Origin of the sequence: uncultured Thioclava sp. (assembly GCF_913064665.1) — a bacterium.
GTDB lineage: Bacteria > Pseudomonadota > Alphaproteobacteria > Rhodobacterales > Rhodobacteraceae > Thioclava > Thioclava arctica.
Genome location: NZ_CAJYBT010000006.1, coordinates 73,304 through 90,998 on the forward strand (window position 1 = coordinate 73,304; position 17,695 = coordinate 90,998).

The 17,695-nt window shown below is 59.9% G+C and carries 17 protein-coding genes; 3 read left to right on the forward strand and 14 right to left on the reverse strand.

Translation table 11 applies throughout. The annotated features are described in order from the left end of the window. Window positions 1-15: 15 nt before the first annotated feature. Together QZ571_RS03920 and QZ571_RS03925 are read right to left on the reverse strand one after the other, a co-directional pair. A complete protein-coding gene (locus tag QZ571_RS03920) occupies window positions 16-930 on the reverse strand; it encodes a tetratricopeptide repeat protein (protein WP_295532071.1) in 915 nt (304 codons plus the stop codon). A 100-nt stretch (window positions 931-1,030) separates the two neighbouring features. Then, the gene (locus QZ571_RS03925; RefSeq protein ID WP_295532074.1) at window positions 1,031-1,819 is read right to left on the reverse strand and encodes an exodeoxyribonuclease III; all 789 of its coding nucleotides are present in this window, start codon (window positions 1,817-1,819) and stop codon (window positions 1,031-1,033) included. 103 nt (window positions 1,820-1,922) lie between these two features. On the opposite strand from QZ571_RS03925, the gene QZ571_RS03930 reads away from it, so the two are divergent. After that, entirely contained in the window at window positions 1,923-2,321 is a 399-nt protein-coding gene (locus tag QZ571_RS03930; RefSeq protein ID WP_295532077.1) for a hypothetical protein, read from the forward strand. A gap of 27 nt (window positions 2,322-2,348) precedes the next feature. Next, window positions 2,349-3,614, forward strand: coding sequence for an AGE family epimerase/isomerase (locus QZ571_RS03935; protein WP_295532081.1), 1,266 nt, complete (start codon window positions 2,349-2,351; stop codon window positions 3,612-3,614). 181 nt (window positions 3,615-3,795) lie between these two features. Here the strand turns inward: QZ571_RS03935 and QZ571_RS03940 are convergent, their stop codons facing one another. Further along, window positions 3,796-5,232 (reverse strand): aldehyde dehydrogenase family protein, encoded by a 1,437-nt coding sequence (locus tag QZ571_RS03940; protein WP_295532084.1) that lies wholly within the window; start codon window positions 5,230-5,232, stop codon window positions 3,796-3,798. A gap of 163 nt (window positions 5,233-5,395) precedes the next feature. Here QZ571_RS03940 and QZ571_RS03945 point away from each other — a divergent pair, with 163 nt between their 5' ends. Beyond that, on the forward strand, window positions 5,396-6,043 hold the full coding sequence (locus QZ571_RS03945; protein WP_295532087.1) for a peroxiredoxin: 648 nt from the start codon (window positions 5,396-5,398) through the stop codon (window positions 6,041-6,043). A gap of 60 nt (window positions 6,044-6,103) precedes the next feature. Here QZ571_RS03945 and QZ571_RS03950 read toward each other — a convergent pair whose 3' ends face one another. The 11 genes from QZ571_RS03950 to QZ571_RS04000 all read right to left on the reverse strand — a co-directional run bounded on the left by QZ571_RS03950 (window position 6,104) and on the right by QZ571_RS04000 (window position 17,656). Continuing rightward, complete coding sequence (locus tag QZ571_RS03950) at window positions 6,104-6,826, reverse strand: sulfotransferase family 2 domain-containing protein (RefSeq protein WP_295532090.1); 723 nt, start codon at window positions 6,824-6,826, stop codon at window positions 6,104-6,106. Continuing rightward, window positions 6,826-7,581: a glycosyltransferase family 25 protein gene (locus QZ571_RS03955; protein WP_295532093.1), complete on the reverse strand. Its 756-nt coding sequence runs from the start codon at window positions 7,579-7,581 to the stop codon at window positions 6,826-6,828. The genes QZ571_RS03950 and QZ571_RS03955 overlap by 1 nt, the downstream gene beginning before the upstream one ends. Before the next feature lie 8 nt (window positions 7,582-7,589). Beyond that, on the reverse strand, window positions 7,590-8,657 hold the full coding sequence (locus tag QZ571_RS03960) for a glycosyltransferase (RefSeq protein ID WP_295532096.1): 1,068 nt from the start codon (window positions 8,655-8,657) through the stop codon (window positions 7,590-7,592). After that, window positions 8,650-9,411, reverse strand: coding sequence for a glycosyltransferase family 25 protein (locus tag QZ571_RS03965; RefSeq protein ID WP_295532099.1), 762 nt, complete (start codon window positions 9,409-9,411; stop codon window positions 8,650-8,652). Before QZ571_RS03965 ends, QZ571_RS03960 begins: the two co-directional genes overlap by 8 nt. A gap of 3 nt (window positions 9,412-9,414) precedes the next feature. Further along, a complete protein-coding gene (locus QZ571_RS03970; protein WP_295532103.1) occupies window positions 9,415-10,131 on the reverse strand; it encodes an FkbM family methyltransferase in 717 nt (238 codons plus the stop codon). Between the two features lie 98 nt (window positions 10,132-10,229). Next, window positions 10,230-11,279, reverse strand: coding sequence for a glycosyltransferase family 2 protein (locus tag QZ571_RS03975; protein WP_295532106.1), 1,050 nt, complete (start codon window positions 11,277-11,279; stop codon window positions 10,230-10,232). A gap of 92 nt (window positions 11,280-11,371) precedes the next feature. After that, on the reverse strand, window positions 11,372-13,516 hold the full coding sequence (pnp, locus tag QZ571_RS03980) for a polyribonucleotide nucleotidyltransferase (protein ID WP_295532109.1): 2,145 nt from the start codon (window positions 13,514-13,516) through the stop codon (window positions 11,372-11,374). Between the two features lie 251 nt (window positions 13,517-13,767). Then, window positions 13,768-15,237: a sodium/proline symporter PutP gene (putP, locus tag QZ571_RS03985; protein ID WP_295532111.1), complete on the reverse strand. Its 1,470-nt coding sequence runs from the start codon at window positions 15,235-15,237 to the stop codon at window positions 13,768-13,770. A 274-nt stretch (window positions 15,238-15,511) separates the two neighbouring features. Then, window positions 15,512-15,781: a 30S ribosomal protein S15 gene (gene rpsO, locus QZ571_RS03990; RefSeq protein WP_295532114.1), complete on the reverse strand. Its 270-nt coding sequence runs from the start codon at window positions 15,779-15,781 to the stop codon at window positions 15,512-15,514. A 144-nt stretch (window positions 15,782-15,925) separates the two neighbouring features. Further along, the gene (locus tag QZ571_RS03995; protein WP_295532117.1) at window positions 15,926-17,008 is read right to left on the reverse strand and encodes a calcium-binding protein; all 1,083 of its coding nucleotides are present in this window, start codon (window positions 17,006-17,008) and stop codon (window positions 15,926-15,928) included. A gap of 117 nt (window positions 17,009-17,125) precedes the next feature. Next, on the reverse strand, window positions 17,126-17,656 hold the full coding sequence (locus tag QZ571_RS04000) for a DUF1643 domain-containing protein (RefSeq protein WP_295532121.1): 531 nt from the start codon (window positions 17,654-17,656) through the stop codon (window positions 17,126-17,128). Window positions 17,657-17,695 lie beyond the last annotated feature (39 nt).

Consider the following 17,695-nt stretch of genomic DNA (forward strand, 5'->3'; position numbering starts at 1 on the left):
AGGTCATCGGACCGATCAGGCAAATATCATCGACGACAAGCGACGACGACCCGACTGCACGACCGGGTCATTTGGCTTGAGCGCGTCGAAAATCGTGAACAGCTGCGTTTTCGCAGCGCCATCATCCCACTCGCGGTCGCGACGGAATAGGTCCAGCAATTGATCAACGGCCGCCGCCGCATCGCCCGCCGCATAAAGCGCCTGCGCATATTCAAAGCGCGCTTGATGATCGTCCGCATTGGCCTCGACCTTGGCTTTGAGGTCATCCAGCGGACCCGCCGATTGCGCCTGTTTGGCCAGATCAAGCTGGGCACGCGCCGCGTCAATCGGGGCCGCATCGGTCAGCTTTGCCGGAACAGCCGCAAGCGCAGCCCCCGCCGCGTCCAGATCGCCCAGCGCGATGCGCGCGCGGATCAAACCGCCATGCGCCTCGGCCAGTTCCGGGTCTTCGCCAAGGATCGCAACGAAGGTCTCGGCGGCATCTTCTGCCGCGCCCTCATTCAGCATCGCCTCGGCGGCCTCAACCGCGTCAGCAAGACCGTTATCGGCCCCACCAGCGGCCTCAATCACCTTGGCGACGAATTTCTTGATCTCCGAGCCGGGCAGCGCGCCTTGGAACCCGTCAATCGGCTGGCCTTGCCAGAACGCGTAAACCGTGGGGATCGACTGCACCCGCAACTGCCCGGCAATCCCCTGGTTCTCATCGACATTGACCTTGGCCATCACGACCGCGCCCTTCGCGGCCATCACCTCGGCCTCAAGCGCCGGGCCAAGCTGCTTGCATGGGCCACACCACGGCGCCCAAAAATCGACGATAACCGGCACGGTCTGCGATTTCTCGACCACTTCGGCCATGAAGTCGGCTTCGGATACGTCCTTGATCAGATCGCCCGCGGGGGCGGCGTTTTGCGTGGTGCCAAGTTCTAACATGTCTCTCTCCATCCGGTTGCGGAGTTTCGATTTCTATATGGCGTTTAAGATTGAAAACGCAAACCCCGATTGACCTGCGACAGTTTGCAGCGCCCGCCCGTCACAAATCAAAGCTGGCGAAAACCGGCGCATGATCCGAGGGTTGCTCCCAGCCGCGCGCCGCGCGCAAGACGCGGCTGGAATGACCCGCCGCCGCGATATCCGAGGTCGCCCAGACATGATCAAGGCGACGCCCCTTATCCGCCGCGTCCCAGTCGCGCGCCCGATAGCTCCACCATGAATAGAGCAACCCCTCGGGAATGTCCTGACGCGTCACATCAACCCAATCCCCGGCATCCATCGCGGCGCTCAGATGCTCTACTTCGATGGGCGTATGCGACACGATCTTGAGCAATTGCTTATGGCTCCAGACATCATCTTCGCGCGGCGCGATGTTCAAATCGCCCACCAAGATCGCTTTTTTCGGCGATTCAGCGTGGAAATGATCGCGCATCTGCGTCAGATAATCGAGCTTTTGACCAAATTTCTCATTCACTGCGCGGTCAGGCACATCGCCCCCCGCAGGCACATAGAAATTATGGATCGTGACGCCGTTTTCCAGCTGTGCTGCGACATGGCGCGCATGGCCAAGATCGGCGAAATCATGCGCCCCAACTTCGGTGATTGGCAGCTTGGACAGGATCGCAACGCCATTATAGCCCTTTTGCCCGCGCGCAACCATATGGGTGTAGCCCAGATCGCGAAACGCCTCGGTCGGGATTTTCTCAACCGGGCTTTTACATTCCTGCAAGCACAACACATCCGGCGCTTCTTCCTGCAAAAGTTTGCAGACAAGCCCTTCGCGCAGCCGCACCGAGTTGATATTCCAAGTCGCCAGCGTGAAGGCCATCGCCATCTCCTCATTTCAATGCACACAGATAAAGTCTTGTCGCAAAGTTTTTAGAGCTTTCATCCGTGACTGCAATGCCACCGAGGATTTCCACGAACAGTATGTGAGCGCGAAACAGAAGGATGGCCGCGCGGGGTTGCGACTTGGAACGCTGGGCGTGATGCGGGTGGCGCTCGCCGCCGGACAAGAGGCCCGGATTGGCGCGGACGCGCTGGCCAAGGTCGCCTCCACCGCGACAAGCTTCATTCGCAACCTCGATATGACCGAACGCCGCGCCCGCATTCACGGACCGCCAGCCAATACGGATCTCCTTTTTCCGCGCGTGTGGGTGCCCCAATTCATCGGCTCGATTCCCGTGGGCCAAACGATACTGATTTGCTACTGTGCCGCAGGCGCCCCCCCGGCACCGCAGCCTGACCGCATCCCGGATAATACAGAGCTCACAGCGCTTTGTCCGAAGATGGACCTGATCGGCGCGCGCACGGGGGCACCAGAAATTTGACACCGACACCGCCAGACTGGAGACACTATGAGCAATTTGGACCAACCTGCCCTCGGCCCGGCAGATGCCGAAGGCACTTGGCTTAATGACCCGCAGCACCGCCGCTTTTTGCAACACGAAGCGCGCGCGCAGCTCAACTTCTTCCGCGCGAGCCTTGGCCCTAACGGCTGGATCAAGACGCTTGACTGGACCGGCGCTCCGCGCCCCGACACGACCCAAGAACTGCATACCATCACCCGGCTGGTGCATTCCTACGCGCTGGGGGAAAAGGCCGGATACACTGCGGGCGCGCCCTTGATCGATGCCGGAATTCAGGGGCTGAGAACCCGACACCGCGACGATCTTCATGGTGGCTATTTCTGGGCCGTTTCGCCCGACGGCCCCGTGGATGACATCAAGCTCGCCTATGGCCACGTCTTCGTAATGCTCGCCGCAGCCTCGGCCAAAAGCGTAGGCCACCCAGATGCCGACCGGCTTTTGGAAGATGTCTGGGATGTGCTAGACAGCCGCTATTGGGACGAGGAGGCCGGGCTCTTTCGCGACGAGTATGCTCGCGACTGGACGCCGATTTCGCGCTATCGCGGCATGAACGCGAACATGCACGCGATTGAGGCGATGCTCACGGCTTACGAAGCGACCGGCGAGAGCGTCTTTTTGCAACGCGCGGGTCGGATTCTCGATTTCTTCATCAACCGGATCGCGTCGCATCACGGCTGGCGTCTGCCCGAACATTACACCGAGGCGTGGGAGGTCGACCCACATTACGCCGGCAATCCGATGTTCCGCCCCGCCGGGACGACACCCGGCCATTCGCTGGAACTGGGACGCCTTCTGATACAACATTGGGACCTGAGCGGACGCCCCACGCCCGAGGCACCAATCCGAGCCCGACACCTGATCGAGCAGGCGCTGAGCGATGCCTGGCGTGAGGATGGCGGCTTTGTCTACACGTTGGATATCGAAGGCCGCCCTGCGATCCGCGACCGCTACTGGTGGCCGGTGAGCGAAGGGATCGGCGCAATGGCGGCCCTGATCAAGCTGGAAGCCCGCGCCTCGGACGAGGAATGGTATCGCCGCCTTTGGAATTACGCCGCGGCCCATTTCATCGATGCGTCACGGGGCGGCTGGTTCCCGGAAATCGATGAGGCGGGAGCGCCCTGCGAGCGTCAGTTCCTCGGCAAGCCCGACATCTACCATTCCCTTCAGGCGGCGCTTTTCCCGCTCGTGCCCCGTCTGTCGCGGATCGCGGAGGGGTTGGAGTCGGACAGTGCTGCCGAGACCTCAAATCTTTAACAAAGAGGCGCGCACCGTAGCGGCAGGTGAACGGACAGGGTAAGGATCAAGGGACTCGTCGCAAACTTACGGGTGGGTCAAACGTCGGACCGGACATGGGGGGGATCGAAGTCGCCCCCATGTTCCAAAATGGTCTGTTCGGCGCCAATGGCCTCACCCAAAAGTTTGCGACAGCGCCCCCTTATTCTGCCCAGCCCGAGATTGACTTAACGTCGCAGAATTCCTCGATTCCCCAGCGACCGCCTTCACGCGCGCGCCCCGAAGCACCAACGCCGCCAAATGGCGCGCCCGCGCCGCGATCTGCGCCGTTCATCTCAACCATGCCCGAGCGCAACGCCCGTGCCAGACGGTTGCGACGCGCTCCATCTCCGGACTGGACGTAATTCGTCAGACCGTAAGGCGTGGCATTGGCCACTTCGATCGCCTGATCTTCGGAGTCAAACGGCATGATCGACAGAACCGGACCAAAGATTTCCTCGTTCATGATCGTCATGGACGGATCGCAATCGGCAAAGACCGTGGGGCGAACGTAGAACCCCCGGTTCAGATTTTCCGGACGCCCCGGACCGCCTGCGACCAGCTTGGCCCCCTCGGCGATGCCTTGTTCGATCAACCCTTGGATCTTTTCGAATTGCGATTTGTTCACCACCGGGCCGATATGACCGCCCTCTTCACGCGGGCTGGCAACCTTGGTTTCTTCCGCCGTTTTGCGCGCGATCTCGACGGCGCGGTCATAGGCAGGGCGTTCCACCAGCATCCGGGTTGGCGCGTTGCAGCTTTGCCCCGAATTCTGGAAGCAGTGTTTCACGCCGCGTGCCACCGCTTCGTCATCCGCATCGGCAAAGACGAGGTTGGCCCCCTTGCCGCCCAGCTCCAGCGTGACGCGTTTCAACGTCTCTGCCGCCGCCTTGGAAATTGCACGGCCTGCGCGGGTCGATCCGGTGAACGAAATCATCTCGATATCGGGATGCGTCGAAAGCTGTGAGCCCACACCCATACCGTCGCCATTCACCAGATTGAACACGCCCGGCGGCAAGCCCGCCTCGTCCAGAATCTCGGTAAAGAGTAGCGAGGATAGCGGCGATTCCTCGGAGGGTTTCAGCACCATCGTGCAGCCCGCCAAAATCGCCGGAATCACCTTGAGCGTGACTTGGTTCATCGGCCAGTTCCACGGCGTGATCAGCCCGACGACCCCCACCGCCTCATGCGCGATCATCGCGCCGGGCGTGCCATCCCCCAGCGGATGCACCCAGGGGAACGCCTTTGCGGCCGTGATGAAATTGGCGATGTGATAGGCACCCGCGCCCCATTGGTTCCTGCGCGCCAGATCAATCGGCGCGCCCATCTCAAGGCTCATCGCCTGCGCCATCTCCTCGGAGCGGCGGGCATAGATCTCGGCGATCCGCTCGACAGCGGCGATACGCACCGCTGGGTCGGCCGCTTTCCAGCCGGGAAGCGCCGCCTTGGCCGCAGCGACCGCCGCATCGGTATCGGCCTGATCCCCCAAAGAAATCACCGCACAGGGCTCTTCGCTGGCCGGGTCGATCACTTGGTAATCGCGCGCTACTTTCGGTGCCACCCATGCCCCGTTGATATAAAAATCCCGCTTCTCGATCATCGCCGCCTCCTTGGCTGAATACTGGGCAAATCTGTCACCCCGCCCGCGCAAGGACAAGATGTCACGCGGCACAACCCAAAAAGAATACCAACCGTCTGGAAGCGAGACGGCGAAAGGCCTATATCCGGGTTGACGATGAATTTTCACTGACAGGAGGTGCCTCATGGGCCTGCGCATCAACGATATTGCTCCCGATTTCACCGCTGACTCGACCGCTGGCGAGATCAAGTTCCATGATTGGGTCGGCGACGGCTACGCGATCCTTTTCTCGCATCCCAAAGACTTCACCCCGGTTTGCACCACCGAATTCAGCGCGGTCGCTCAGCTCGCCTCCGAATTCGAAAAGCGCAACACCAAGGTGATGGGCGTCTCCGTCGACACCGTCGAAGAGCACGTGAAATGGAAAGCCGACATCGAGAAAGTCGCTGGTGCGCCCGCGAATTTCCCGATCATCGACGATACCTCGCTCAATGTCTCCAAGCTCTATGACATGCTGCCCGCAGAGGCCTATATGCCCGACGGGCGCACGGCGGCTGACTCGGCTTCGGTGCGTACGACCTTTATCATCGGCCCCGACAAGAAAATCCGCCTGATGATCATCTACCCGATGACCGTTGGTCGCAACTTCGCCGAGATCCTGCGCGCTCTTGATGCCGTGCAAGCCACCGACGGCCAGCCGCTGGCAACCCCCGCCAACTGGGTGCCCGGTCAAGACGTGATCGTGGGCCTGTCGCTGTCGACCGAGGAAGCCAAGGCGAAATATGGCGATGTCGATGTCAAACTGCCCTACCTGCGCACCGTCAAGATCTGAGGTCAGGGCGGAACAGCACCTGCGATAGCATGAAGCCCCGGCCGCCGCGCCGGGGCTTTTTCATGCGCGCTCTTGTGCCCAGTAATTGCGCTGCGCAGGCGTGTCGAAATCAAACCCGAAGCGCTCGATATCGGCGTGATACCAGTCGGCAACGATCTGGATCGTGCGCGGGGTGTAGAAGCTGCGGTAATCAGCCTTCGCAGAGCGGTTGCGTTGTGGCGCGGGGTCCACCTTGAAATAGGCGGGCAGTTCGTCGCGCAAATGCTCAAGACGCAAGATGTCAGCCTGAATTTCACCCGCCTCATTGGTCACGTAGTCAAGCTGCGGATACCACCCGCGGATCGCACGATGCCAATAAAACGGCTTGTTGCCCCAGACGTGACGCTCTTCAAGGAACGCGTCGAAGCTTTGGGCGGTGTAATCATTGGAGCGGGTCGATTTTTCCATCGCCAGCTTGCCGAAGGTCCAGCGCGACACCGTGCGCGCCCAAGGGTTGCGCACCACCGCAAAGGCCTGCAAGCGCGCCTGCGCTTTGTGCGACAGATCCCGCCAGCGCGCGTGCTGATAGCCGTGATGCTCTCCATTGGCGTTCATCGTTGCCAGCAGTTCCTTGCGATAGGCGCGATCCTTGAGAAGATATGGATCGGCGGGCAAGATACGCCCCTGCAACTGGGGATGCTTGCGCAGACTCACCCCGGCATTCTTGGGGATGTGCAGAAACAAATGGGTCGGGTGACCAAGCTGCCAAGTCAGGTAGTTACGGATCATACGAAGACCAGCCATCAACGCCCCTCGTGTTGTGGTGCGGGCTGAACTTCGCACCGCTGCGCCCCAAATAGAGTGCGCAAACCTATCAAGCCCATCACAGCTTGGCGATAGATGCGCCTGACACGAAAGCGCCAACCACCGCGCCCGGGCCGCGCCACGCTAGAAATCGCGCTGGCCACCGCGATTGGGGCGCTTAGCCCATAGCGGTCAGCCATGTCGATCTGGATCGCTTGTGCCGGATCGGCTTGCCAACGCTTCAGCCCCGCCGCCTCAACCAGCACCGCATCAGCCAGCGCGGGAACTGCATCGGCCCGCGCCAACAACTTGCGTGCGCCGTCGGGCCAAAGCACATAGGCCGCAGCCCCGCTGCGATCAAGATACAGCCGCCGCAACCCTGGCAGGTCAGCGTGACGCCCCCCCATGATCTTGCGCCGCCCGCGCGTCTCAAGTGTCACAAGCTCAACATCCGAAGCCGCTTGCAGCTGCGCCAAAAACGCCGCCGCGCTGTTCATCAGCCAAGCGTCATCTTCAAGCACAAGCATCGCGCAGCCTTCAGCAACGACGCGCTCCCATGCGATGCGATGTGACATCAGCGTGGCGATCTCAACGCCGCGCAACGGGCGCTGCCAGCGCGCCCAGATCGGGGCCTCCAAGGGCGGCGCGATAGCGTCGACCGTCACAGCGGCGATCCGCGTCAGCTCATAGCCCAACCGGGCGGCTTGGTCCTGTTGAAACGCCAATCGCGCCGTTTCACGGTCAAGATTGATCACCAGCGCTTTCATTCCGCATCGGGTCTGGTCTGGGCTGTAAAATCGCCCGAAAACACGCGCAGATAGGCATCGACCACCGCATCACGACTGAAATACGCGTCAAGCCGTTCGCGGGCATTGGCAACGAACATCTCACCCAAACCCGGCTCATCGCGCAACCGCGCCAGACCAGCGGCAATCGCAAAGTCATCGTCGATCTCGGTGACGATCCCGTCGACGCCATCGCGCATATACCAGTCCGGCCCCTCAGAGCGTGTCGCGACCGTCGGCACACCGGCCTGCCACGCCTCAAGCAAGGTATTGCCCAAGGGCTCATGGCGCGAGGGCATCACGAACGCATCGCCAGCCGCCACATGATGCATCGGCTCGCTCACCCAGCCTGCAAAACGCACCCGGTCGGCCATGCCCAGCTCTTTCGCCAGTGCCGTGAGTGCGCCGCGTTGCTCTCCATCCCCCAGCAGCCACAAATAGGCGTCGGGCAGGCGGGCAACCGCCCGGATCAACGTATCAAACCCTTTGCGCGGCACGAAACGGCCCGAGGCTACCACGACAAACGCCCCTTCCGGGGTGCCCATTGCAGCGCGATTGATCGGGCTTGCATCTACCTTGCGGGCGAAATTCGAGATCGTCAGAACCGGGCGTTGCCAGCCCAGATCGCGACAGCGCGTGGCAATCCCCGGCAGATTTCCCACCAGCACATCGCATTTGCCGAAATGTTTGAGGTTCTCGGGAAAATCCCCCATCCGCGCAAGTTTCACGACACCGGGCCAGTCATGCAACAACCGCCCCGCGCGCGGCATCCACGCCATCACCGCATCGGGCTTCCAGTCGCGCACCCACGCATTTGCTCGCCAATGCGCCAGCAGGCTGAGCGGCGAAATCCGGCTGAAATTGTTGCGCATCACCTGGCCGAGCGGCGTGATGTCCCCCTCCCAAGTCCGGTTCGGGCGGATCACAAAGCGCTGCTCCAGTCCGCGTTCGGCGAAAGCTCCTGCGAGGTTCACGAAAAACCGCTCCGCCCCGCCCTCTTTGCCGAAATGGAAATGCAACACACGTTTGGGCATCGCCTTAGTCATTGTGCGTCCAACCTTCCTTGCGCCGATGACGCGCCAATGCGCGCCGATAGCGCAACCCATAAATCAGCGAATGCAGCGCTTGGCCCAAGCCGCCGCGCCGCCCCGCACGACGGGCCTTGCCAATGGTGCCCGTGACCGCCTGTTGATCGCCAATACGCACGGGCCCGGGCAGCACAAGGGCCACCCGCAGACCGGTTTCCCAAACGAATTTCTGATCTTCATCCACGGGGCGGAAAAACGGCGTGGCGCGCGCAACCAAACGCTGCGCCGCCGCGCGGGTCAGCGCATAGCCGATCAGGCAGGTCGGCACGCGATATGGAACGCCAATGCGGATGCCGGGCAGCAGATCGCGCGCCTGCGCCAAATCGACCTGAGGATCGAGCGTGAACAGCTTGACCATGTCCCAATCGCGCGCGCCGTCGTTGGACAGCGCCTCAATCACGGGGCGCAACGTGTCGTCGGCCTCGAAATCATCCTCAAAGATCACGCCACCTTCGGCCGGACCCTCGGCAATCTGGCGCCAAGCGTCGATATGCGACAGGTAACAGCCAATCTCGGCAGGCACGAGCGGCTGACGGCCCGCACGCGCATTGCGCTTAGCGTCATAACAGGCATCGATTTTGGCCTGCGGCAATTGCCAGCCATTCACCGCCTCAACTCGCTGAAACGCAATCCCCTGCCCCTCAAGCACCGCCCGCGCCTGATCCATCCGCACAGTATTATCGGCAAGGTTTATGACATAGGCAGGCCACATGGGTTAGCTTGTCTCTCGACTAAGCCAGACTGTTTTATGCCGCTTTTCACGAAGGTTAAAGCCACGCTCAACTAGATTTGCCAGCATGCCATCAATCGCCTTTTCACCCATGATATGGGGATGCACTTCGATAATCATTTCGCGTATGCTCGACAAATCGGCCGCTTCTAGCAGTGCAATTTCAGCACCTTCGACGTCCATTACCAATACATTTGCCTTGGTTTCCTCCAAAGCCTGCTTGATCGGAACACTTTCCACGGTCACCTGATCACTCTTAAGGCCGCGATCTATGACCGAGGAAGAAACGATACCCGGATCGCGGAAGAAAGTAATCGGGCTGCCATCGACTGTAACCGCCTTGAGTATCAGGTTAGGAGACAAACCGTTGAGAGCATAATTCTCATGGATAATTGTCTCTAGCGTAGCATTTGCCTCATAGGAAGTGACGCGACCTTCACTCGCAGCTTTGGTGCAGATAAGACCAACCACGCCCACCCCAGCGCCAATCTCGATCACCCTATCAGTTGAACGGATCGCTTTGCGAGCAAGCTGCCTCTCTGCAAGTTCGTAGCCCCCCTTTATTATGCCTGCCGCAACTGAACGTGGGACCTTATCCTCGGCACAGATCAGACATACCCCGTCGAGGCGAGTAACTTTCCTGCGTGTAACACGATGCAGCCAGAGGCGCAGACTTCTGAAAGTCGGTTTTTTGCGTGTCACTCGTATCTCCCTGTTAGCTTCCCGATCACCTCTCTTCTTGGTGATCGCCCTACAAGTCCAATAGACGACGGCTCCAGAGCAGGCAAGCTGCGCACGACTTATCCCAAGAGCCGCCCGAGTGACTTGCTAGTTTGATAGGGCCGCGTGCCTGTGAAGGTCGGAGAACGGGCAAGCAATGCTTCCTGTTCGACAATATGCATGTAATGCGCGCTTCCCTGAGCATGTTCGCCCCGGTCTGCGATGTAGCGGATTTGGTCGACGCCATTCGTAAACTTGAAATGCAAAAGCGCCATACGTGATTTTGCCAATGGCAGCTTGCGCGAGAGTGCATGCGCTCCATTGTAGAAATACATTCCTGACTGCCAGCGTAACAAAGGTATCTTGGTCAAATTGTATAGCGGTACATTACGCAGTCGGGCTCTTAGCCGGTGCCTAAGCAACGCCGCCCTCAATCTCTCGACATATCCAGGTTCGTAACTGCCACCAACGTCAGCAAATCGGTGTATCATTCTTGCTTCGGCGGAATCTCGTGAAACCCCCAATGGAGCGAAAATCCGCTGCCGCATGCCACCTATCACTTGGAAATAGGGGGTCGGATACTTTGCGCGAAATTTGCGCGGACTGGCAATTCGCATATAAGAATCGGGGGCATCAAAAAGTGGGAATGTTTCGATCAAACGCCCCTCTTGATACCGATGTTCGCTAAGCGGCGCATCCTGATACATGTCGATCATCGTTGCTTGCACAGCTTCAGCCCCTTCCGACTCGAAGCCGGAAATAACCGTATGCAAATCACGATCTTCCACTTGGTGATAGACTAGATGTTCGTCGACATCGGGCACAACGACCCACGAACCATCGCAATACTCATCCAGTAGTTGAGCACGCCAGAAACGCTTATCGCGCGAATAGCTTGAACCATCCACAGGCGAAAAAAGGCTCACGTCGTGCTGCGCTTCAAGTAGTTCGCGAGAGCCGTCGTCCGAACGATCATCAACTATCAGAAAATGATCAACTCCAAGCAAGCGGTAGTGCGCAAGGAACTCTGGTAAAATCCGCCCTTCATTGTGAGTAAGTGCGACACATGTCAAACGCGCACCAGACTTGCGCAGCGCTGTGATAGGCTTGAGTAGGCTTGTCTGGTTCATGACATCTCCTGCGACCTGCTTGGCTACATCAAATAGCAAAGGCCCCTGCTATTGGGCAGGGGCCAGCGCAATTTTCATCGAAAGCGAAAAGCTTACGCGTCTTCGCCTTTTGCCTTTTCCGGAGCGATCTCTTGCCCGGTTTCCTGATCGACCATCTTCATGCCGAGGCGCACTTTACCGCGATCGTCAAAGCCGAGCAGTTTCACCTTCACTTCCTGACCTTCCTTGAGCAGATCGCTCGGGTGGTTCAGGCGGGTGTTGGCGATCTGGCTGACATGGACGAGGCCGTCGCGCTTGCCGAAGAAGTTCACGAAGGCGCCGAAATCGACGAGCTTCACGACTTTGCCGGTGTAGATCTGGCCTTCCTCGGGCTCGGCCACGATCGCGTGGATCATGTCGTAAGCCTTCTGGATAGCCTCACCATTGGCCGAAGCGATCTTGATGACACCGTCATCGTTGATATCGACCTTGGCACCCGACACTTCGACGATCTCGCGGATCACCTTGCCGCCCGAGCCGATCACTTCACGGATCTTGTCGGTCGGGATCTGCATCGTCTCGATGCGCGGAGCATGGGCGGAGAATTCCTGACGGCCAGCCGACAGCGCCTTGTTCATCTCGCCAAGAATGTGCATCCGGCCATCTTTCGCCTGCGCAAGCGCCTGCTCCATGATGTCGGGCGTGATGCCCGCAACCTTGATGTCCATCTGCAACGAGGTGATGCCGTTCTCGGTACCCGCCACTTTGAAGTCCATGTCGCCAAGGTGATCTTCGTCACCCAGGATGTCGGTCAGCACGGCGTATTTGCCATCCTCTTCAAGGATCAGGCCCATCGCCACACCAGCCACCGGAGCTTTCAGCGGAACGCCCGCATCCATCATCGATAGCGAACCACCGCAGACCGACGCCATCGACGACGAACCGTTGGATTCGGTGATCTCGGACACCACGCGAATGGTGTAGGGGAAGTCGGTCGCAGCCGGCAGCACCGCTTGCAGCGCGCGCCATGCCAGCTTGCCGTGACCGATTTCACGACGCCCCGGACCCATCACACGACCCACTTCGCCGACCGAGTAGGGCGGGAAGTTGTAATGCAGCAGGAAGTTGGAGCGCGAGTTGCCATGCAGCGCGTCGATGATCTGTTCATCATCGCCGGTGCCCAGCGTGGTCACGACCAGCGCCTGCGTTTCACCACGGGTGAACAGCGAGGAGCCATGGGTGCGCGGCAGGATGCCGACTTCGGACACGATCGGACGCACGGTGGTGTTGTCACGCCCGTCGATACGCGCGCCACCACTGATGATGTCGCCACGCAGGATCGAGGATTCGAGCTTTTTGAACGCCGAACCGAGGTTGACGTCGGCCAGATCGTCTTCGCTCAATGCGGCTTTGATGGCATCACGGGCAGCGGCGATCGCATTGGTGCGCTCTTGCTTGTCCTTGATGGCAAAGGCGGCGCGCATCTGCGCTTCGCCAGCGGCTTTGACCTTGCCATACAGCGCGGAATAATCCGGAGCCTGGAAGTCGAAGGGCTCTTTGGCTGCCGTTTCGGCCAGATCGATGATCAGGTCCAGCACGGGCTGCATCGCCTCGTGACCGAACTTCACAGCGCCCAGCATCTCGGCTTCCGACAGCTCGTAAGCTTCGGATTCGACCATCATCACGGCGTCTTTGGTGCCTGCGACAACCAGATCGAGACGCTGCTCGGGGTTCTCGCGCAGTTTCTGCATGTCGTCGACTTCGGGGTTGAGGATGTATTCGCCATCCGCATAACCCACGCGCGCCGCCGCGATCGGACCCATGAAGGGCACGCCCGAAATGGTCAGCGCAGCCGAGGCCGCGATCATCGCCACGACGTCGGGTTCGTTGACCAGATCATGCGAAAGCACGGTACACATCACCAGCACTTCATGTTTGAAGCCCGGCACGAACAGCGGACGGCACGGACGGTCGATCAGACGCGCGGTCAGCGTCTCTTTCTCGGTCGGGCGCGCCTCGCGCTTGAAGAAGCCGCCCGGCACTTTGCCCGCAGCGTAATATTTCTCTTGGTAATGCACCGTGAGCGGGAAGAAATCCTGACCCGGCTTCGGCGCCTTGGCGAAAGTCACGTTGGCCATGACCGAGGTTTCGCCCAAAGTGGCGATAACCGAGCCGTCAGCCTGACGCGCAACTTTGCCGGTTTCCAGCGTGAGCTCTTCTTCGCCCCACTGGATTGATTTTTTAACGATATTGAACATTCAGCGTATCCTGTCTGGGAGCACCCACGGGCCCATCCCGTGTCTCCCGATTTGCATGGCGGCCCCATTGCCGCCGCCCCCAATCCTAATCGCATGTGCCCGGGGGCTTTGGGCGTCACGTCACAGATGGCAGCGCCATACAGGAAAACAAGGGAGTTGGGAAGCACAAGCTGCACGCGCCCCGCCCGTTGCAGCCACGAAAAAACACCCGCCTCACATGAGACGGGCGTTTCCGTGATAGGACGGGGTGATTATTCCGCGGGGATTGCGCGGAACTCTCCGGTGTCGCGGGTCGCAAGACTGACCGCCACAATCGCGACGAACGCGGCGATGAAACCGGGGATGATCTCATAGACCCCTGCGCCGCCCATGAAGGACTTGTTCAGCCCCAGAGCGATCCAGATGATCACCGTCAGCGCGCCGACAACCAAACCAGCGACTGCACCGAGCCCGGTCATTCGCTTCCATGTCAACGACAGTAAGATCAGCGGGCCAAAGGCTGCGCCGAAACCGGCCCAAGCGTTTGACACAAGACCCAACACTTTGCTGTCAGGATTGCGCGCGATAATAATCGCCGCGACCCCGACCGCCAGCACCGCCAGACGCCCGACATTGACCAAGGTACGATCCGATGCATCCCGGTTGAGGACCATCTTGTAGAAATCCTCGGTCAGCGACGAGGACGAGACCAACAACTGGCTCGACACGGTCGACATGATCGCCGCCAGTAGCGCGGCATAGAGGAACCCGGTGATCAACGGGTGGAACAGCAGGTTCGACAGGATAATAAAGATCGTCTCGGGATCAGTGACGTTCAGCCCGTTACGCTCAGCATAGGCGCGCCCGAAAATCCCGACCGAAATCGCGCCGATCAGCGAAATCGCCATCCAGCCCATGCCGATATTGCGTGCTTTTGGCACATCGGCGACCGAGCGCACGGCCATAAAGCGCACGATAATATGGGGCTGACCGAAATAGCCCAGCCCCCAAGTCACAGCCGAGAGCCAGCCCACAAAGGTCAACCCGTGCGTCATCGACAGGTAGTTCGGATCAATCGCGGTCAGACGGGTCGCCGCAGCGCCCACCCCATCGCCCTGCCCGGTGGTCAGGATCACGATCGGCATGATCACCAGCGCCAGCATCATGATGCAGCCCTGCACGAAATCGGTCAGACTGACGGCCAGAAACCCGCCGATTACGGTGTAAACCAGTACGATCCCCAGCGTCAGGATCACACCCGCCATGTAGCTGCCACCAAAGGCGCTGGCGAACAGCTTGCCGCCGCCGACCAAACCCGAAGCGGTATACACAGCGAAGAACACCACGATGATCACGGCCGACACCATGCGCAGCAGCGCGGCTTGGGTGGGGAAGCGATTGCCCAAGAAGCCCGGAATGGTGAGGCTGTTGTCATAACGCTCGGTCTGCTCGCGCAGGCGCGGGGCCACGACGATCCAGTTCACCAGCGCGCCGACGAACAGACCGATCCCGATCCAGCTTTGCGTCAGGCCAGACACAAACAACGCGCCGGGTAGGCCCAGCAGCAGCCAACCGCTCATATCAGATGCCCCAGCCGACAGCGCGGCAACGGCGGGGGGCAGATTGCGCCCGCCCAGCATATATTCCTCAGAATTCGATGTGGATTTTCGCCAAGCGTATACGCCGATGCCGATCATCAAAACGAAATACGCGGTCAGACTGATCCAGACGCCAACTCCCATTTGCTCCTCCATGTCGCAATGTTTCATGTGTCCTGTTCGCAGGGAACTCGTGACACAGTTTAATTGTAAATCGAAGGAAAATTAGGCCATTGGACTTGCGCGGCAAATGGTTTGGTCAAATCGTCTTTAAAAAATGAATATTTAGGTCAAATCGCCACCAAAGAGCCGAATACAGATCATTCGACTTCTTGAAATTCCGCCAAAAAGGCAGGTGTCAAAGCAAAACGCCCGCCTGTGAAGGCGGGCGCTTGCGCAGTTCGAAAACTGACGACGGTTAGCGGCGCAGGCCGAGACGCTCGATCAGCGACTGGTAGCGGGCCACATCTTTGGCTTTGGTGTAATCGAGCAGCTTGCGGCGCTGCGCGACGAGCATCAGCAGACCACGACGCGAGTGGTTGTCTTTTTTATGCTCTTTGAAATGCTCGGTGAGGTTTGCGATACGCTTAGTCAGGATCGCGACCTGAACTTCGGGCGAACCGGTGTCGCCTTCTTTGGTGGCGTATTCTTTGATCAGCGCATTCTTGTCTTCAACAGTGATCGACATCGGGATCTCCTTATATCGAGGGTTCGGGCGCAAGCCGGGATGTCGTCCAGCAGGGTCCATATATACCGAGCCTGTTCGGTTCGGATGGGCGCGTATAGGCGCGAATCGGCGCGAAGAAAAGTGATTTTTCGCGGCGTCTGCGTCCTAGAGCCACGCAAATTGCTGCGGCGTCGCCAGCAGCACGTCTTCGCTTCTCAGATCGCGCGCGTTGAGCACCTCGGCCAGCCGCACCCCGTTGAGCAAGACCCAAGACGCGGCGTCATGATCTTGCGATGGCTCAACCGTCACCACCGGATCGGGCGTCGCCTCGGGGTCATAAACGATCGCGATTTGATCTTCGCTCTGGGCGTAATCGGAAATTGTGGCCGGCGCGGCAGGATCAATCCATTCGCCCAAAGTGAACAGATCGCTATCCTCACCGCCATTGGCCCAATCGCCCGAGCCCATTATCAGCGTATCCGCCCCAGCGCCGCCATTCAGCAGGTCGCCATCCTCTCGGTCATCGAAGCCAGCATTGGGAACAAGCCCAAGGATAACATCATCCCCAGCCCCGCCCGACATCTCGTCATGGCCCTGATCGCCAGACAAGGTGTCATCGCCTGCATCGCCCTCCAGCGTGTCATCGCCGCTGCCCCCGCGCAGCAAGTCGCCATCGGCCCCGCCCGACAGCGTGTCGCTGCCCGCGCCCCCCATCAGCGTGTCCGCGCCAAAGGCACCGACCAACGCGTCATCGCCATCTTCGGCAACCAGCAAATCATCGCCATCCCCACCATTCAGCGCATCATCGCCCGCGCCCCCGGCCAGCATGTCATCGCCCGCATCGCCAAACAGATGATCGCGCCCATCGCCACCCAGCAGCGTGTCGTTGCCCTCATAGCCTGCGATCTGATCATCGCCCGCGCCGCCCTCAATCGTGTCGCCCTGCGCGGCCCCCCAGACGATATCATCACCCGCGCCCGCGCTTGGAGAAACAACCGGATCAAGACGTTCTTCGCCTGCGGTGACCTCGGCTGGCACGTCATTGGGCCCGGGAGCATCCTCTGGCGTGACCTGCATCTCAGTCGCGGTCGCCAAATCGAACAGATCGGGCGCGTCACTATTTTCAGACTCGTCCGAAACCTCAGTTTCAGGGTCCGTATCGGTTTCAGACGTATCCGATTTGAACGCAAACATGCCCGCAGACGTCCCGGCAACGAGAAGCCCCAATAGGCTGGACAGAAAAAGCATCGATCACACCTCTGTGAATTCGCGTGATTGATACGCCATTTCCAGAGGGTTCTCTAATGAAAAAAGGTTAAAATACTAAGCGTTTGTTAACACAGGCCGCATGACGCGATCACGAAATCACTTGTGTGGACCGGGCCAAAGCGCCGGTTGGCGGTCATAGGCGATATAGAGCGGATGCTTGGGCGCCCCCGACTTGGTCAGCCCAAGCTGGTGCAGATCACGCCCGGTCGCGCGCAGCAGGCGCTCGACAGAAGCGCCGCGATCAAGATGCGCCCCATGCGCCCCCCAGGCACAGATGATGCGGTCGTCAGGCCCGCTTGCCCATGCAACACTATCGCGGATCATCGTGTCATTGTCCGGCCCAACCGGATCGGTTTGCGCGCGCATCACCTTGGGATCGGTGGCGCGCCATGCAAAAATATTGGTCACCCGGAACGCGCCAAAACCCAACGCGCGGGCGCGGCGCTCGCATCGCTCGACGGTGGGGTCATTCTGGCGCTCGGTTGCGGTCGAAGGGTTGAGCATCACGAACAGCGCGCGCGGTTTGCTAGCATCCCACACCCTTGTCAGCGCGTAGCGATACGCCTCGCATTCGGAATAGAGCGCGACAGAGGGCGCATCGCCCTTGATATGTTCACGTGAGATCATCACCAATCGCTCCGTTTCCTTCTGCCAGCCCCGATTGCG

What these genes read in the sequence shown, in the direction of transcription:
- QZ571_RS03920 (WP_295532071.1), bottom strand. Translation starts at nt 930, where the DNA reads ATGTTAGAACTTGGCACCACGCAAAACGCCGCCCCCGCGGGCGATCTG.
- QZ571_RS03925 (WP_295532074.1), bottom strand. Translation starts at nt 1,819, where the DNA reads ATGGCCTTCACGCTGGCGACTTGGAATATCAACTCGGTGCGGCTGCGC.
- QZ571_RS03935 (WP_295532081.1), top strand. Translation starts at nt 2,349, where the DNA reads ATGAGCAATTTGGACCAACCTGCCCTCGGCCCGGCAGATGCCGAAGGC.
- QZ571_RS03940 (WP_295532084.1), bottom strand. Translation starts at nt 5,232, where the DNA reads ATGATCGAGAAGCGGGATTTTTATATCAACGGGGCATGGGTGGCACCG.
- QZ571_RS03945 (WP_295532087.1), top strand. Translation starts at nt 5,396, where the DNA reads ATGGGCCTGCGCATCAACGATATTGCTCCCGATTTCACCGCTGACTCG.
- QZ571_RS03950 (WP_295532090.1), bottom strand. Translation starts at nt 6,826, where the DNA reads ATGGCTGGTCTTCGTATGATCCGTAACTACCTGACTTGGCAGCTTGGT.
- QZ571_RS03960 (WP_295532096.1), bottom strand. Translation starts at nt 8,657, where the DNA reads ATGACTAAGGCGATGCCCAAACGTGTGTTGCATTTCCATTTCGGCAAA.
- QZ571_RS03965 (WP_295532099.1), bottom strand. Translation starts at nt 9,411, where the DNA reads ATGTGGCCTGCCTATGTCATAAACCTTGCCGATAATACTGTGCGGATG.
- QZ571_RS03975 (WP_295532106.1), bottom strand. Translation starts at nt 11,279, where the DNA reads ATGAACCAGACAAGCCTACTCAAGCCTATCACAGCGCTGCGCAAGTCT.
- pnp (WP_295532109.1), bottom strand. Translation starts at nt 13,516, where the DNA reads ATGTTCAATATCGTTAAAAAATCAATCCAGTGGGGCGAAGAAGAGCTC.
- putP (WP_295532111.1), bottom strand. Translation starts at nt 15,237, where the DNA reads ATGGGAGTTGGCGTCTGGATCAGTCTGACCGCGTATTTCGTTTTGATG.
- rpsO (WP_295532114.1), bottom strand. Translation starts at nt 15,781, where the DNA reads ATGTCGATCACTGTTGAAGACAAGAATGCGCTGATCAAAGAATACGCC.
- QZ571_RS03995 (WP_295532117.1), bottom strand. Translation starts at nt 17,008, where the DNA reads ATGCTTTTTCTGTCCAGCCTATTGGGGCTTCTCGTTGCCGGGACGTCT.
- QZ571_RS04000 (WP_295532121.1), bottom strand. Translation starts at nt 17,656, where the DNA reads ATGATCTCACGTGAACATATCAAGGGCGATGCGCCCTCTGTCGCGCTC.